At 68.4% G+C, this 14,203-nt stretch carries 19 protein-coding genes; 7 read left to right on the plus strand and 12 right to left on the minus strand.

Annotated elements, in window-relative coordinates; genetic code table 11:
- Nucleotides 1-4 precede the first annotated feature (4 nt).
- From AC07U0_RS15280 to AC07U0_RS15290, 3 genes are all read right to left on the minus strand, one after another.
- On the minus strand, nucleotides 5-1,156 hold the full coding sequence (locus AC07U0_RS15280) for a GNAT family N-acetyltransferase (RefSeq protein ID WP_494720991.1): 1,152 nt from the start codon (nucleotides 1,154-1,156) through the stop codon (nucleotides 5-7).
- 2 nt (nucleotides 1,157-1,158) lie between these two features.
- Nucleotides 1,159-1,617 (minus strand): RidA family protein, encoded by a 459-nt coding sequence (locus tag AC07U0_RS15285; RefSeq protein ID WP_494720834.1) that lies wholly within the window; start codon nucleotides 1,615-1,617, stop codon nucleotides 1,159-1,161.
- A 78-nt stretch (nucleotides 1,618-1,695) separates the two neighbouring features.
- Nucleotides 1,696-1,869 carry a hypothetical protein gene (locus AC07U0_RS15290; protein ID WP_494720835.1) on the minus strand — a complete coding sequence of 58 codons (174 nt, stop codon included), beginning with the start codon at nucleotides 1,867-1,869 and terminating at the stop codon, nucleotides 1,696-1,698.
- 127 nt (nucleotides 1,870-1,996) lie between these two features.
- Between AC07U0_RS15290 and AC07U0_RS15295 the strand changes: the two genes are divergently transcribed.
- A complete protein-coding gene (locus AC07U0_RS15295) occupies nucleotides 1,997-2,929 on the plus strand; it encodes a hypothetical protein (RefSeq protein ID WP_494720836.1) in 933 nt (310 codons plus the stop codon).
- Between the two features lie 66 nt (nucleotides 2,930-2,995).
- Entirely contained in the window at nucleotides 2,996-3,364 is a 369-nt protein-coding gene (locus AC07U0_RS15300; protein ID WP_494720837.1) for a hypothetical protein, read from the plus strand.
- Here AC07U0_RS15300 and AC07U0_RS15305 read toward each other — a convergent pair.
- Entirely contained in the window at nucleotides 3,355-4,116 is a 762-nt protein-coding gene (locus tag AC07U0_RS15305; RefSeq protein WP_494720838.1) for a polysaccharide deacetylase family protein, read from the minus strand. The two genes, AC07U0_RS15300 and AC07U0_RS15305, sit on opposite strands and share 10 nt — an antisense overlap.
- 95 nt (nucleotides 4,117-4,211) lie before the next feature.
- Here AC07U0_RS15305 and AC07U0_RS15310 point away from each other — a divergent pair, with 95 nt between their 5' ends.
- Together AC07U0_RS15310 and AC07U0_RS15315 are read left to right on the plus strand one after the other, a co-directional pair.
- Nucleotides 4,212-5,054: a c-type cytochrome gene (locus AC07U0_RS15310; protein WP_494720839.1), complete on the plus strand. Its 843-nt coding sequence runs from the start codon at nucleotides 4,212-4,214 to the stop codon at nucleotides 5,052-5,054.
- Between the two features lie 33 nt (nucleotides 5,055-5,087).
- Nucleotides 5,088-5,627: a hypothetical protein gene (locus AC07U0_RS15315; protein WP_494720840.1), complete on the plus strand. Its 540-nt coding sequence runs from the start codon at nucleotides 5,088-5,090 to the stop codon at nucleotides 5,625-5,627.
- Nucleotides 5,628-5,631: 4 nt separating this feature from the next.
- Here the strand turns inward: AC07U0_RS15315 and AC07U0_RS15320 are convergent, their stop codons facing one another.
- Nucleotides 5,632-6,894 (minus strand): DNA polymerase IV, encoded by a 1,263-nt coding sequence (locus AC07U0_RS15320; RefSeq protein WP_494720841.1) that lies wholly within the window; start codon nucleotides 6,892-6,894, stop codon nucleotides 5,632-5,634.
- Between the two features lie 127 nt (nucleotides 6,895-7,021).
- Here AC07U0_RS15320 and AC07U0_RS15325 point away from each other — a divergent pair, with 127 nt between their 5' ends.
- Both AC07U0_RS15325 and AC07U0_RS15330 read left to right on the plus strand, forming a co-directional pair.
- Nucleotides 7,022-7,411, plus strand: a complete 390-nt coding sequence (locus tag AC07U0_RS15325) for a response regulator (protein WP_494720992.1) — start codon at nucleotides 7,022-7,024, stop codon at nucleotides 7,409-7,411.
- Nucleotides 7,408-8,772, plus strand: coding sequence for a PleD family two-component system response regulator (locus tag AC07U0_RS15330; protein WP_494720842.1), 1,365 nt, complete (start codon nucleotides 7,408-7,410; stop codon nucleotides 8,770-8,772). The genes AC07U0_RS15325 and AC07U0_RS15330 overlap by 4 nt, the downstream gene beginning before the upstream one ends.
- Nucleotides 8,773-8,850: 78 nt before the next feature.
- On the opposite strand, the gene rpmG is transcribed toward AC07U0_RS15330, so the two are convergent.
- From rpmG to AC07U0_RS15355, 5 genes are all read right to left on the minus strand, one after another.
- Nucleotides 8,851-9,018 (minus strand): 50S ribosomal protein L33, encoded by a 168-nt coding sequence (rpmG, locus tag AC07U0_RS15335; protein ID WP_207870951.1) that lies wholly within the window; start codon nucleotides 9,016-9,018, stop codon nucleotides 8,851-8,853.
- Between the two features lie 83 nt (nucleotides 9,019-9,101).
- Nucleotides 9,102-9,503: a DUF5990 family protein gene (locus AC07U0_RS15340; RefSeq protein WP_494720843.1), complete on the minus strand. Its 402-nt coding sequence runs from the start codon at nucleotides 9,501-9,503 to the stop codon at nucleotides 9,102-9,104.
- Nucleotides 9,504-9,507: 4 nt separating this feature from the next.
- The gene (locus tag AC07U0_RS15345) at nucleotides 9,508-10,146 is read right to left on the minus strand and encodes an NUDIX hydrolase (RefSeq protein ID WP_494720993.1); all 639 of its coding nucleotides are present in this window, start codon (nucleotides 10,144-10,146) and stop codon (nucleotides 9,508-9,510) included.
- 104 nt (nucleotides 10,147-10,250) lie between these two features.
- Nucleotides 10,251-10,607, minus strand: a complete 357-nt coding sequence (locus AC07U0_RS15350) for a VOC family protein (RefSeq protein ID WP_494720844.1) — start codon at nucleotides 10,605-10,607, stop codon at nucleotides 10,251-10,253.
- Nucleotides 10,604-11,257: a hypothetical protein gene (locus tag AC07U0_RS15355; protein ID WP_494720845.1), complete on the minus strand. Its 654-nt coding sequence runs from the start codon at nucleotides 11,255-11,257 to the stop codon at nucleotides 10,604-10,606. The genes AC07U0_RS15350 and AC07U0_RS15355 overlap by 4 nt, the downstream gene beginning before the upstream one ends.
- Before the next feature lie 152 nt (nucleotides 11,258-11,409).
- Between AC07U0_RS15355 and AC07U0_RS15360 the strand changes: the two genes are divergently transcribed.
- Nucleotides 11,410-11,928, plus strand: a complete 519-nt coding sequence (locus tag AC07U0_RS15360; RefSeq protein ID WP_494720846.1) for a TetR/AcrR family transcriptional regulator — start codon at nucleotides 11,410-11,412, stop codon at nucleotides 11,926-11,928.
- Between the two features lies 1 nt (nucleotide 11,929).
- Here AC07U0_RS15360 and AC07U0_RS15365 read toward each other — a convergent pair whose 3' ends face one another.
- Nucleotides 11,930-13,102 (minus strand): MFS transporter, encoded by a 1,173-nt coding sequence (locus AC07U0_RS15365; protein WP_494720847.1) that lies wholly within the window; start codon nucleotides 13,100-13,102, stop codon nucleotides 11,930-11,932.
- Nucleotides 13,103-13,113: 11 nt separating this feature from the next.
- Nucleotides 13,114-14,148: an aldo/keto reductase gene (locus AC07U0_RS15370; RefSeq protein ID WP_494720848.1), complete on the minus strand. Its 1,035-nt coding sequence runs from the start codon at nucleotides 14,146-14,148 to the stop codon at nucleotides 13,114-13,116.
- Between the last annotated feature and the right edge of the window lie 55 nt (nucleotides 14,149-14,203).

Consider the following 14,203-nt stretch of genomic DNA (forward strand, 5'->3'; position numbering starts at 1 on the left):
GTACCTATCCCTCCCGATACGGCGACAGCTCGCGCGTCATCGCCTCGATCTCGGCGGCCATACCGGGCCGTTCCTGATCCAGATAGCGCGCCACCGGGACCCTCAGCGCCTTGTCGGCGATATAGTGGGCTGAATAGACGGGGGAGGGCAGATAGCCGCGCGCGATCTTGTGGTCGCCCTGCGCCCCCGCCTCGACGCGCGACAGGCCGCGCTCGATCGCGAACTGGATGGCCGCGTAGTAGCAGAGCTCGAAGTGAAGGAAGGGCACATCCTCCAGCGTGCCCCACTGCCGGCCATACAGCGCGTCGCGGCCGATGAAGTTGAGCGCCCCGGCGATCGGCGTCTCGCCTCGGAAAGCCATCACCAGGGCGATGCGGTCGGCCATGGTCTGGCCGATCATCGCGAAGAACTCGCGCGTCAGATAGGGCCGGCCCCACTTCCGCGACCCTGTGTCCATGTAGAAGGCGAAGAAGGCGTCCCAGTGGGCCTCGGTGATCTCCGCTCCGGTCAGGACGCGGATGTCGAGGCCCTCCTGCGCGTCGCGGCGCTCGCGGCGGATGGTCTTGCGGCGATTGGACGACAGGGCGGCGAGGAAGTCGTCGAAGGTCCGGTAGTCGCGGTTCCTCCAGATGAACTGCATGTCCTGCCGCAGCAGCAGCCCCATCTCCCCCATGGCCTTCCATTCGACCTCGGTCGGGAAGTTGATGTGCAGGGACGAGACGCCCGTCTGGCCGGTCAGGCCCAGCGCGCCCTGCAGCAGGGCCTGCCGCACGGTGGCCGCGTCCGTGCCCGGCGCATGCAGGAAGCGCGGTCCGGTCGCGGGGGTGAAGGGCACGGCGCCTAGCAGCTTGGGGTAGTAGCGCCCGCCGGCCCGCTCATAGGCGTCGGCCCAGCTGTGGTCGAAGACGTATTCGCCCTGGCTGTTGCCCTTGAGATAGAGGGGCATGACGCCGAGGACGTCGTCGTTGTCGTCGCGCAGGCTCAGATGGCGCGGCGCCCAGCCCTGACGCGGCGAGGCGCTGTCGGAAGCCTCGCAGGCGTGCAGGAAGTCGTAGCTGACGAAGGGATCGCCGGTCAGGTCGGCGCAGGCGTCCCAGGCCTCGCGACCGATGGCCGCGAGGCTGTCATGGACATGAATCGTATAGTTCGAGCTCAGGCTCAGCGGACTTCCACGATGGCGTCCACCTCGACGGCGAAGCCCAGCGGCAGCTGGTAGACGCCGACGGCCGAGCGGGCATGCTTGCCGGCGTCGCCGAAGACCTCGACCATCAGGTCCGAACAGCCGTTGATCACGGCGGGGATGGCGGTGAAGCCCGGTCCGGCCTGGACGAAGCCGCCCAGCTTCACGATGCGCACGACGCGCTCCAGATCGCCATCCACGGCGGCCTTGATCTGGGCGATCAGGTTGATGGCGCACAGACGGGCGGCGGCGGCGGCCTGTTCCGGGGTCACGTCCTCGCCGACAGTGCCCTTGATCCCGCCCGAGGCGTCGTTCGACAGCTGGCCCGAGATGTGGACCAGATTGCCCGTCTGGACGAAGGAGACATAGCTGGCGACCGGCTTGGCGGGCTCGGGCAGGGTGATGCCGAGTTCGGCGATACGGGCGGCGACGGTCATGCGGAATGCTCCTTTGAGGGACGCCGGGGGTTTAGCGCGCCGCGCCGGTCCCGTCATCCGTCAAGGAGCAGAAGCCCCTCAGGAAAGCCGTGTTCCCTCGGGTGGTCCGCTGCGGCCCTCGGCCAGATCAGCGGCCTTCTGGTCGCATTCGCGGGCGTAGTTCTCGAGCGCGAGGCGGGTCTTCTCGTCCACAGTGACGGCGAACTGGCGCGCCTTGCGGGCCTGGCCCATCAGTCTCTCGATCTCGTCCATGTCCGCCCCCTGTCTGACAGCAGGCCTTCCATCTATCGGACGGGGATCGCGGCCGCCTCCTAACTTTGGTCGGGCCTTAAGCCCGGCGCTTAAAGGTTCGCCAACCGCCGTGTGTCATGCTGGGGCCATGGAAACGCTCTCGACTGCCCAGATCGCGGCCTTCAAGGCCATCCGTGACCGCCTCAGCGCCGAAGAGCGCGCGGTGGTCGACATCGCCTCGGTCGAGGCCGTCTATCCGGCGAAGGCCTCGGCCAGCCACTGGAATTTCGACCTGCCGGCCCACGCCGCCGACGAAGCTCTGGGCGAGGGCGCAACCGACGCCCTGCGCCGCGCGCTCGTCGCCACCTGGGCGCTGGAGCTGCCCGGGCGGGTCAAGGAGGCGGACCTGCCGCCCGAGGTGCTGCAGTTCTATCCGTTCTGGCTCGACAAGCTGGCCGCCTTCCTGACCGAGGCCGCCGAGACGGGCGCCGAGTATGATCGCGACCACTGGGCCAAGGACGTGCGCTTCTCGCTGGTGCTCAGCGTACCGGGCGCCAAAACCCAGACCATCGACCTGTCGTCCCCGATGGGGCCGGGTCAGGTGGTCCGCAACGGCCGCGACGGCTACGGCTGGAGCCAGTTGATCGCCTATGTGAAGGCGCAGGGCTGGAAGAAGCCCTGGCTGGAGGTCCACACCGAAAGCCGCCACACCGACGACTTCTCCGAATCCGGCTGGGATCAGGCCTGGGCCTCGGCCGCCGCCATCTGCAAGCGCCGCCCCGAGCTGGCCGGGATGATCGGCTCGAGCTGGTTCTACGATCCGCCGCTGGAGACGATCAGCCCGCGCATGGCCTATCTGCGTCTCAACCCGCTGAAGGGCGGCGCCTTTATCGTCCATCAGGGCCCGGGCCAGATCCATTCCGACCGCGCCGGCGCCACCTCGCCGACCCGCCGCGGCATGATCGAGAGCGGCGAATACCTGCCGCGCTCCTGGCTGGTCGCCTGGCCCAAGTCGACTCTGATCCCGTGGGCAGACAAGCGCGCCGTCGCGATGGCCGAGGCGGAGAAGCAGGCGGCCTGATCTGGCGGGTGGAGTCCTGTCCGGAACCATGGAAGGCTGCCGCCCGACGCTTTTGAAAGATTCCGGATGACGCGGCTGCTGAAGATCACATTGGCCTTGGCTGTGTGTGTCACGGCGGGCAGTTGCGCCCATCCCCGGCCAAAACTGTCGGCTTCCGATCTGAAGGTCTGCCTTGGTGAAGGCGGCTATGAGAGTCGTGGCCCGTTCGGTTCACCGTTCTGTCAGTCGCGCTACGCGGACGCCGGGAAGATCTGCTCAGGCAAGGTCGATTGTCAGGGCAAGTGCATCCTTGAGGTCAGTGGTCCTCCGGGACCGCCGCCGGCGCCCGGCAGCGTCCAGCAAGGCCGGTGTGAAGCGGAACGGTCGACCTTCGGCTGCTACGCGGTAGTCGAAGACGGACGGGTCACGTCCGAGGGGACCGTCTGCTACGACTGACCCGTCGCCGCTAAGGCCGCCACCCGCTCCCACGCCGAAGCGACCGGCAGGATTTCCAGATCGGCGGCCTTGGCCAGCCGGATCACGCGGTCGAGGTCGTCGGGGGTGCAGCCGTAGGGCGTCGGGCCGTCCATGACGTCGTGGCCATAGGCGATCAGCCAGCCCTTCTCTTCGGCCGTCTTCGCCATCAGGCCTTCGAGGTCGTAGCCGGGGATGCGGCGGCTCTCCAGACCGATGGCCTGAAGGTTGGCGCGGTCGGCCTTGCCCGCATTGATCCCGTCGCGCACCCCGCGTCCGCACAGAAAGCGGCTGTCGACCACGGCCTTGGAGCCCAGGGAGGCGTCGCCGAACGGATAGGCGAAGGTGCGCATGACATAGCCGTCCAGCCGCTCGGCCACCCAGGCGGCGTTGCGGGCGAAGCTGGCGTCCAGCTCCGACGGCGACAGGGTCAGGGTCGAGACATGTTCATAGGTATGGCAGCCGACCTCGTGCCCGGCCGCGTGCAAGGCCTGCAAATCGTCGGTGCTGAACTGGGGCAGGTCGAGGTTCGCTCCGTCCGACAGGCCGCCGCAGACATAGTAGGTCGCCGTGATCCCGTGCTCGGCCAGGATTGGCCCGGCCTCGGTCCAGGCGGTGCGCGGGATGTCGTCGAACGACAGGCTGAAGACGCCGCGTTCGGGCGCGATCCGCACGGGTCGGACGTCGAGGTAGCGGCCGGCGCGGCGGCGCATCTTGTCGATGAAGGCGGACATGGCGCGACCCTGACACATCGCCGTTAAGGGCCGTTGAAGACGGCTGGCCAAAGTTTCGGATATCGGTGATCATCGTTCGGTCAGGAGGGCCGCCGATGCTGAAGTTCGTCCGATGGGGGCTGATCGCCCTGACGGGACTGATCGTCCTGGCCTTGGCCGTGGTCTATGGCGGCAGCGAGATCATCATCCGCTCGAAGCCCGAGACCCCGATGCCGACCATCGTGGCGGCCAGCGATCCGGGCGCGGTGGCGCGCGGGGCCTATATCGGCCGGGTGTCCGGCTGCGACGGCTGCCACGAGCGCAACCTGCAGGGCAGTGAGTGGCACGGCAGCGGCTTCTGGAACAGCCGGGTCTATACGGCCAATCTGACCCGGGTCGTTCCCCGCTACACCGATAGCCAGCTGGCGCGAGCGATCCGCTCGGGCGTGCGCGCCGACGGGACCAAACTCTGGTCCATGCCCTCCGAGACCTGGACGACGATGACCGACGCGGAGGTCGCCGACGTCATCGCCTGGCTGCGCACCCATCCGGCCGCCGGGCCGGAGCGCCCGCGCGAGAGCTTCGGTCCCCTCGGTCGGCTGAAGATCCTGCTGGGGCTGACGAAGCCGATCCCCGACTGGGTGGCGGTGGCCAGGGCGAACCCGGCCTTCGACGCCGGGTCGCGGTACGCCTATGGCCGGCATCTGACCGTGAGGGTCTGCAGCGAATGCCATCGGTCGAACCTGAAGGGCGAGCCTGGCTGGACGCCCGACCTGCTGATCGCCGCTTCCTATGACCTGCCGGGCTTCACGAAGTTCATGCGCACCGGCGTCGCGATGGACGGCAAGGACAAGGGTCTGATGTCAGAGGTCGCTCGCGAGAACTTCAGCGCCTTCACCGATGCGGACATCGCCGCAATCCACGCCTATCTGACCGCGCGGGCGGAGAAGGCGCACTAGCTGGATCGCCGATCTTCGGATTTACTCGCCAGCATGACCGTATCGCCCCTTCTGCGCCGCTCGTCCGCCGTGTTCAGGCGGGGGGTGGTGGTGTTCTACTGGCTGCTTCTGCCGGTTCTGCTGGCGCTCGTCATGGCATGGGCCCTCAGCGCGGTTCTGCAGCCCGCCAGCGTCCGGAACTGGTCGGGCCTCGCCGCGCTCGTGGCCTTTACGGCCCTCATCGCCTGGCGGCTCTGGCTCAATCGACGGGCGGCGGGGCTGACAGGGGCCTTGCCGGGACCGGCACGCCTGGTGAAGGTCTTTCTGCCTCTGGGTTTGCTGGCCCTTGCGGGCTTTCTGGCGGTGGCGCTGGGACTGGGCTGGATGGCGATCGGGGTCTTGGCGGCGCGGGATCTGGGTCTGGCCGGCGCGTTGAGCGCTCCCGAGGGGCGCATCGATCTGTTCCAGATCGGCGCCGGGGCGGTGGTGGCGGTGATCGGTCTGGCCCTGTGCGCGCCGTTCTGGCGGCGATTGACCGCCAGGGTTCCGGCGGCGGTTGCCGAGGTCAGCGAACCGGCGGCTCTTCAGGACTGACTGGTCAGCGTTTGAGCGCCCGCCCGGCCACCACTGCGTCCTTGCCGAACCTCGCGCGCAGCTTGTCGATGGTGGTCTCGGTCTTGAGGGCGCGGCTTTCGGTGGAGGCGAACAGGCTGGTGGGGCCTTCGACGGCATCGACGACATCCGCCATGCCGATGCCGATCAGGCGATAGGGCAGGCCGAGTTCCGGCTTGAGCAGGTCGCGGCCGATGGCGAACAGGGCGCGGGCGGTCTGGATCGGTTCGGGGGCGGTGATCCGGCGGGTGATGATCTTGAAGTCGGTGCGGCGCAACTTGAGCACCACCACCCGGCTGGCCACGCCGTCGCGCCGCGCCTTGGAGGCCAGCTTCTCGCACAGGGGCCAGAGCTCGGCTTCGAGATCCTCGGCGGTGGTCAGATCGGTGTTGAAGGTGGTCTCGGCGCTCATCCCCTTGCGGTCGTGCTCGGGGCGCACCGGGCGATTGTCGCGGGCGTGGGACAGGTCGTGCAGCCGCAGGCCCGCCTCGCCGTAGCGTTTGACCAGATCCTTCACATCGGCGGCGGCCAGGTCGCCGATGGTGTTGAAGCCGTCGCTCCTCAGGGTCTTGCCGAACACCGGCCCGACGTGGGGCAGGGCGGTGACGGGACGGGGCGCCAGAATGGCCCGGGCGTCGCGCTTGGAGACGACCGAGAAGCCGCGCGGCTTGTCCATCTCGGAGGCCATCTTGGCGAGGAAGCGGTTGGGCGCCAGGCCGATGGAGACGGTCAGCCCGGTCTCGTCCTCGATGCGCTTCATCAGCCGGATCAGTTGCAGGGCCGGCGGGCCACCGTTCAGCCGTTCGGTGCCGGCCAGATCGATCCAGGCCTCGTCCAGCGACAGGGTCTGGACCAGCGGGGTCAGCTCGCCGACGAAGCCGAAGATACGCTGTGATTCAAACACGTACTTCGAGAAGTCGGGCTTGATCACCACGGCGTCAGGACAGGCCTTGAGCGCCTTGAACATCGGCATGGCCGAATGGACGCCGTACAGCCGCGCGACATAGCAGCAGGTCGAGACCACGCTCCGCACCCCGCCGCCGACGATGACCGGCCTGTCGCGCAGTTCGGGCCGGTCGCGCTTCTCCACCGAGGCGTAGAAGGCGTCGCAGTCGAGGTGGGCGATGGTCAGTTGGTCCAGCTCGGGATCGCAGATCATCCGGCGCGAACCGCACTCCGGACAGCGCCCGTCGCCCGGCGCCTCGGCCCCGTTCCACAGACAGTCGCGGCAGATCGCCGTGATGGCCAAATCTGATTTCTCCGGGCCGGTTCCGGCTTCACGTCAACTTAAGACCCGGGCGCCCATATTGCACGGGAAGAAGGCGACCCAGCCTCCACGCCGTAGCGCGACCGGAGGCGAACCAGACCAGGTGATGATGTCCAAGAAAGTCCTCATCGTCGAGGATAACGAGCTGAACATGAAGCTGTTTCATGATCTGCTCGACTCGCAAGGGTACCAGACCCTGCAGACCCGCGAAGGGCTGCAGGCGATGGCTCTGGCGCGTCAGCACATGCCCGATCTGATTCTGATGGACATCCAGCTGCCCGAGATCTCGGGTCTCGAAGTCACCAAGTGGCTGAAGGACGACGAGGAGCTGGCCCACATCCCGGTCATCGCCGTCACCGCCTTCGCCATGAAGGGCGATGAGGAGCGGATCCGTCAGGGCGGCTGTGAGGCCTATATCTCCAAGCCGATCTCGGTGATGCATTTCCTCGAGACCGTCCGGAAGCACCTGGGCGCGCCCGTGCCGGTGACCGGCCGATGACCGCGCGCATTCTGGTCGTCGACGACGTCGAGCCGAACGTCCGTCTGCTCGAGGCCAAGCTGACGCTCGAATACTATGACGTCCTGAGCTGCCACGACGGTCTGACGGCCATCAAGCTGGCCTCGGCCGAGAAGCCCGACATCATCCTGCTGGACGTCATGATGCCCGGCATGGACGGGTTCGAGACCTGCAAGCGGCTGAAAGCCGACCCCGAGACGCGTCATATCCCGGTGGTCCTGGTCACCGCCCTGGATGGCCGCGAGGACCGTATCCGCGGGCTGGACGCCGGCGCCGACGACTTCCTGACCAAGCCGCTGGACGATCTGGTGCTGTTCGCCCGGGTCCGGTCGCTGGTCCGGCTGAAGCTGATCATGGACGAGCTGCGCGAGCGCGAGGAGAGCGGGCGTCGCCTGGGCGTCTCCACCGACGGCGCGGGGCGTCTGCGCGGTTCGGGCGGTCGGGTCCTGATCGTCGACGACAATGAGCGCCAGTCGGCGAAGATCGTCGAGGAGCTGTCGCGTGAACACCGGCCGGTAGTCGAGACCGACGCGGGCGCCGCCCTGATCGCCTCCAAGGGTCTGATCGATCTGATGATCGTCAATACGGCGGCCGACACCTTCGACGGCCTGCGCCTGATCGCCCAGGTGCGTTCGGCCGAGCCGACCCGCCACCTGCCCATCCTGGCCATCGTCGACGCCGCCGAGCGGCCGCGTCTGGTCAAGGCGCTGGAGCTGGGCGTCAACGACATCTTGTCCAAGCCGATCGATTCGGAAGAATTGGCCGCGCGGGCCCGGACCCAGATCCGCCGCAAGCGCTATACCGACTTCCTGCGCGAGAAGCTGGACTACAGCCTCGAGATGGCGGTCACCGACGCCCTGACCGGGCTGCATAACCGTCGCTACATGGCCGGCCAGCTGCAGGCCTTCGTCCAGCGCGCCAATCACGGCGGCGATCCCGTCGCGGTGCTGGTGCTGGACATCGACCACTTCAAGTCGGTCAACGACGGCTTCGGCCACGACGCCGGGGACGAGGTCCTGACCGAGTTCGCCGTGCGGCTGGCGACCAATGTCCGCGCCGTGGACCTGCCCTGCCGTCTGGGCGGGGAGGAGTTCGTGGTGGTCATGCCCGACACCACCCTGGCCGACGCCCACCGCATCGCCGACCGTATCCGCCGCGACATCGGTCTGGCCCCGTTCCGGGTCATGGGCGGCAAGGAACACCTGACCGTCACGGTCTCGATCGGGGTTTCCGCGACCCTCGGATCCGACGACACCCCCGAGGCCCTGCTCAAGCGGGCCGACGAGGGCGTCTATGAGGCCAAGGCCTCGGGCCGCAACCAGGTCATCGCCAGAGCGGCCTAGTCGGCGGGCGCGACCCCAAACGAAAAACGCCCGGTCATCGCTGACCGGGCGCTTTCAATTCAGGCAGTTGGCCAGATCTTACTTGATCTTGCCTTCCTTGAACTGGACGTGCTTGCGCGCGACCGGGTCGTATTTGTTGACGACCATCTTCTCGGTCATGGTGCGGGCGTTCTTCTTGGTGACGTAGAAGAAGCCGGTGTCGGCGGTCGAGTTCAGGCGGATCTTGATAGAAGCTGGCTTGGCCATCGGAATTACCTCTGCGACGGCGAAAGCCGCTTAAAATAAGAGGCGCGGAACATACTCAGGCGCGCCCGGAAGTCAACGTGGATTCAAACGGCGCGCCACGGTTCGATGGGTTTGACCGTCGCGCAGGCCGGAAGACCGTCCTTGTCGCGGCCCGGAAGGGTCACCGCAAGGGTCTTTCCGGCTCTCGCCTGATCCAGCAGGGCGCCAAGCTGGTGGACGTCGATCTTGGCGCGGCGGCTGACCGTCGTATGGCCGCCAGCCTGCCCTCCGATGGCGATATAGACGAAGCGTCGCTCCGGCCCCTCGCGGCGCACGAATGGCCCCGTCAGACGGTTGTCGTCGGACAGCTTGGCCGGCACGTCGAACGACAGGGGCGCGTCGGTAGCGACCACCGGGCCTACGGGGACCGACTTCTGGTCCTGAAGGCTGTAGGTCATGCCCGGAACCGGGTCGGCGATGGTCAGGCGCAGGGTGATTCCGGTCATGGCGTCAGTCCCTTGTGATCACATGCGATCCGCGCACGAAGCGGACGAAGGGCGGGACGCGACCCGGATCGGCGCGGCGCTCGGCCGCCTCGCCCAGCACCATGCGGGTGATGGCGGGCAGCTCCAGCGTCCGGGCTTCGGCCAGGGGCATCCAGGCGATCTCGTCCAGCTCGCCCGATCCTGCGGTGGGTTCGGGCGTCAGCAGGCCCGAGGCCTCGGCCATGAAGAAACGGGCGTCGAAACGGCGGGTGCGGCCCGGCGGGGTGATGGCGCGCGCGACATAGGTCAGGACCGACAGGTCAGGCAGGGCGCCCACGGACCGGAACTCGCGCCAGCCGCCGGCGACGGAGGCGATGGGGGCCGGCCGCGCCAGCATCATCCCCGTCTCCTCGAAGGTCTCGCGGATGGCGGCGAGGGCCAGAGCCCGGGCGCGGCGGGCCGGCACCTCGGCCTCCAGCCGCGCGGCCTCGACCAGGTCGCCGGTGGAGGCGGCAGTGAAGTCGCCGCGCTCGACCCGACCGCCGGGGAAGACCCATTTGGAGGCCATGAAGACGTGCCCGGGCGCGCGGCGGCCCATCAGCACCTCGGGACCGGAGGCTCCATCACGGAAGAGAATCAGGGTCGCCGCGTCCCTGGGCCGCATCCGCCCGCCGACGCGCGGGGCGTCCTTCAGATCCTGCCGGGCGTCGAAGGGTTCGGTCTCACTCACCCAGCCGTCATAGGACCGGGGCGAGGGCGTGAACAGGGTCAGCGAACCGCGCGGCCGATGCGGACCAGGGTCCCGTTGGGATCACTGACCGCGAACTCATAGGTCCCCCGGGGCTTCAGGTGCGGCGTGCCCGGCTCGATGATCAGGTCACGGACCCGGTCGGCGACGGCATCGACATCCTCGACATAGAGGTAGAGGCCCAGCGGATTGTCCTCGACTGTCGCCGGCCAGCCCGTGACCCGGTTCAGATGCAGCCGCCAGCCGCGCCCGTCGGCCAGCAGCCGATAATGGCCGTGGTCACTGATCACCTCCAGCCCCAGCCGGCGATAGAAGGTGGTGCTGACCTCCAGGTCGCTGGCGGGCACGATGGCGGCGATATGGTGGGTGTCGGTCATCGAATCTGGCCCCGGATCAGCTGGACGGCGACGATCAGCGACCAGACGGCGAAGACCGTCAAGGCGATCACGGCGGGCATCAGGCTGAAGTCGCCGTGGCCGTGGATCAGCCACCAGCCCGAGAGGATGGCGACCCCGACGCCGAGACCGCCCGCGACCTTGGTCATCAGGCCCATCCGCAGCATCCGCACGGCCCAAAGGGCGCAGGCGAGGCCGATCAGGATCATGCCGAAGAAGGCCAGCACCTGATTGAGGGAGCCGAAGGGCGAGGCCTGAAGCCGGGCCAGCTCGTGATTGGCCGCGTGGGCCATGATCCGGGGCACGGCGAAGCCGTTGACCAGGGCCGCGCCGATCAGGGCGGCCATACCGCCGTTGAAGGCGAGGGCGCCGGCCCGCACCGACAGATACTGCTCGCCCAGCCGCCGCGGCAGGACCGAGGCTCCGGCCATCAGGACCAGGATGCAGGCGATCATCCCGCCGTGGACCAGTCCATTGCTCCAGTCGCGCATCAGATGGCCGTCGTCCGGCCCGTGCAGGGAGGTCGGGTGGTGCAGCATCAGGAACAGGGCCGCCAGGGTCCCGCTCAGCATCAGCCCGCCGCCGAGACGGTCCTCTGCTTGTGTGTTCGAGTTCGTGGTCTCGTCGGTCATCCGCCCCTCCTGAAATGGTCGCACGAGGGTGGCGAGGTAGGCGGGGCAGGGCGAGGGACGATCGGGCGCGGAGTCCGTTTCCGGACTTTCGCTGTCATTTGTCCGGAACACGACGGCTGAACAGGGGCCGGCGGATGCCCTATCGTGGGTGAATGACCCATGACGCGCAGGAGACGGACCGACGCATACGCCGCACGCGCGCGGCGATCTCGGAGGCCTTCATCCGGCTGATGTTCTCGCGCCGCTACGACGCGATCCGGACGGCGGATGTGATCGCCGAGGCCGGGGTCGGGCGCTCGACCTTCTACGAGCATTTCCGCAACAAGGACGAGGTGCTGGTCGCGGTCATCGACCCCCTGTTCGACCCGCTGGCGGACGCTGCCATGGGGCGCGGCGACATCTACCGGCTGCAGGCCATGCTGGCCCATCTGTGGGAGCAGAGGTCGCTGGGGCGGATGCTGTTCGCCTCGGGCCTGCTCGACAAGCTGCAGCGCAAGCTGGCGGCGATGATCGCGGCGAGGCTGGAGGATGCCGGCAGCGAGGGACCGGCGGCCCTGATCGCGGCGGGGGCGGCGGCGGGTCAGCTGGCCATGCTCAAGCAGTGGATGACCGGGGAGGTCTCTTGCCCGACCGCTGACCTCGCCCGGCTGATGGCGAAGCGGGCGGCCTAGCTCAGGCCGCCCCCTCGGCCGTCGCGACTACCCGCCGAGGCCTCGCGAGGAACAGGGCGAAGATCAGACCCGCGGCGGCGGCGACCGCTCCGGCCAGAGCGACCGCGGGAAGGCCGAGGCCGCCCGCGATCACCGCCCCGCCCAAGGCCGCGCCGATGGCATTGCCGAGGTTGAAGGCGCCGATATTGACGGCCGAGGCCAGGTTGGGCGCGTCGGCGGCGGCGGTCATGACCCGGACCTGCAACGGCGGGACGAGGGCGAAGCTGGCCACGCCCCACAGGAAGATCACGATCGCGCTGGGCGCCGCGAAGGGCATGACGAGGGCGAAGGCGACCAGCAGGACGGCGAGGGCCGCCAGGGTGACGATCAGGGTGCGGTCCACCGACCGGTCCGCGAACCGCCCGCCCAGCCAGTTCCCGAGCGTGAGGCCCAGGCCATAGGTCACCAGCATGGCGGTGACGAAGCCGAGGGAGGCGTGGGTCTGCTCCTTCAGGATCGGGGCGATATAGGTGAAGACGGTGAACATGGCGCTGGATCCGATCACGGTCAGGGCGAGGGCCGAGAGGACCGATCCCTTCGTCAGGACGCGCAGTTCGTCGGCGACATTGCCGCCCGTCGGCGCGGGCAGGGCGGGCAGGGTCAGGCGCAGGGCGGCCATGACCACGGCGCCGATCCCTGCGATGCCCCAGAAGGAAGCGCGCCAGCCGAGCACGTCCCCGGCCCAGGTCGCGAGCGGCACCCCGACGACATTGGCGATGGTCAGGCCCATGAACATGGCCGCGACCGCGCCCGCCCGCTTGTTCGGTGCGACCAACCCGGCGGCGACCACCGAGCCGACGCCGAAGAAGGCGCCGTGGTTCAGGGAGGTCACGATCCGGGCGATCAGCAGCATCGTATAGTCGGTCGAGACCGCCGACAGCAGGTTGCCCACGGTGAAGATGCCGACGAGGCCGATCAGCAGGGCCCGTCTGGCAACCCGGCCGGTGGTCAGGGTCATCAGCGGCGCGCCGAGCATGACGCCGAGCGCATAGGCGCTGATCAGCAGGCCCGCCGTGGGGATGGAGACGCCGAGGTCGGTGGCGATCACGGGGAGCAGGCTCATGGGGGCGAACTCGGTCACGCCGATGCCGAAGGCGCCGGCGGCGAGGGCGAGGAGGGGGAGGTTCAGTTTCATGGTTGGGCGTCTCAGACGAGCGGCGGGTTGAGGCGGGCGAAGCCGGCCTGCTGGCGATAGGGGGTGTGGGGATAGGCGGGCAGGACGTCGCTGGCCGCGTCGAGGACCGCGACCTGTTCGGGCGTCAGGTTCCAGCCGACCGCGCCGAGGTTCTGGCGCAGCTGTTCCTCGTTGCGGGCGCCGATGATGACTGACGACACGGTCGGGCGCTGCAGCAGCCAGTTCAGGGCGATCTGGGGCACCGTCTTGCCGGTCTCGGCGGCGACGGCCTCGAGCGCATCGATGACGCGATAGAGATGCTCGTCGTCGACCGGCGGGGCGAAGACGGCGGTGTCGTGCAGCCGGCTGCCAGCCGGGATGGGGGCGTCACGACGGATCTTGCCGGTCAGCCGGCCCCAGCCGAGCGGGCTCCAGACCAGGGCGCCGATGTTCTGGTCCGCCGCCAGCGGCATCAGGTCGGCCTCATAGGCCCGGCCGATCAGGGAATAGTAGACCTGATGGGCGACGAACCGGGGGCGGGCGTCGCGGTCGGCGATGCCTTGCGCCTTCATCAGGGCCCAGCCCGGATAGTTGGAAACGCCGGTGTAGCGGACCTTGCCGGAGTTCACGAGCGTATCGAGCGTGGCCAGCAACTCCTCGGCCGGGGTCGAGGCGTCGAAGGCGTGCAGCTGCAAGAGGTCGATATGATCCGTGCCGAGCCGCTTCAGGGCGTCCTCGACCGAACGGATCAGCCGGCTGCGCGACACGCCCCAGTCGCCGGGACCGTCGTCGGTGGGAAGGCCGGTCTTGGTTGAGATCAGGACCTGATCGCGGCGACCTCTGATGGCCTCGCCCAGCACCCGTTCGGAGGCGCCGTCGGAATAGACGTCGGCGGTGTCGAACAGATTGACCCCGGCCTCCAGACAGATGTCGATCAGGCGGCGGGCTTCATCGACGTCGCTGGTGCCCCAGGCGCCGAACAAGGGGCCGGAGCCGCCGAACGTTCCCGTGCCGAAGCTGAGAACGGGCACGCGCAGGCCCGAGGCGCCGAGTTGACGATATTCCATGACTGACCGCTCCATTGTGTGCCGGCACTGTTTGACAGCGCACAAATGGACGACG

This window comes from Brevundimonas sp. GW821-FHT02A10 (genome assembly GCF_059422025.1).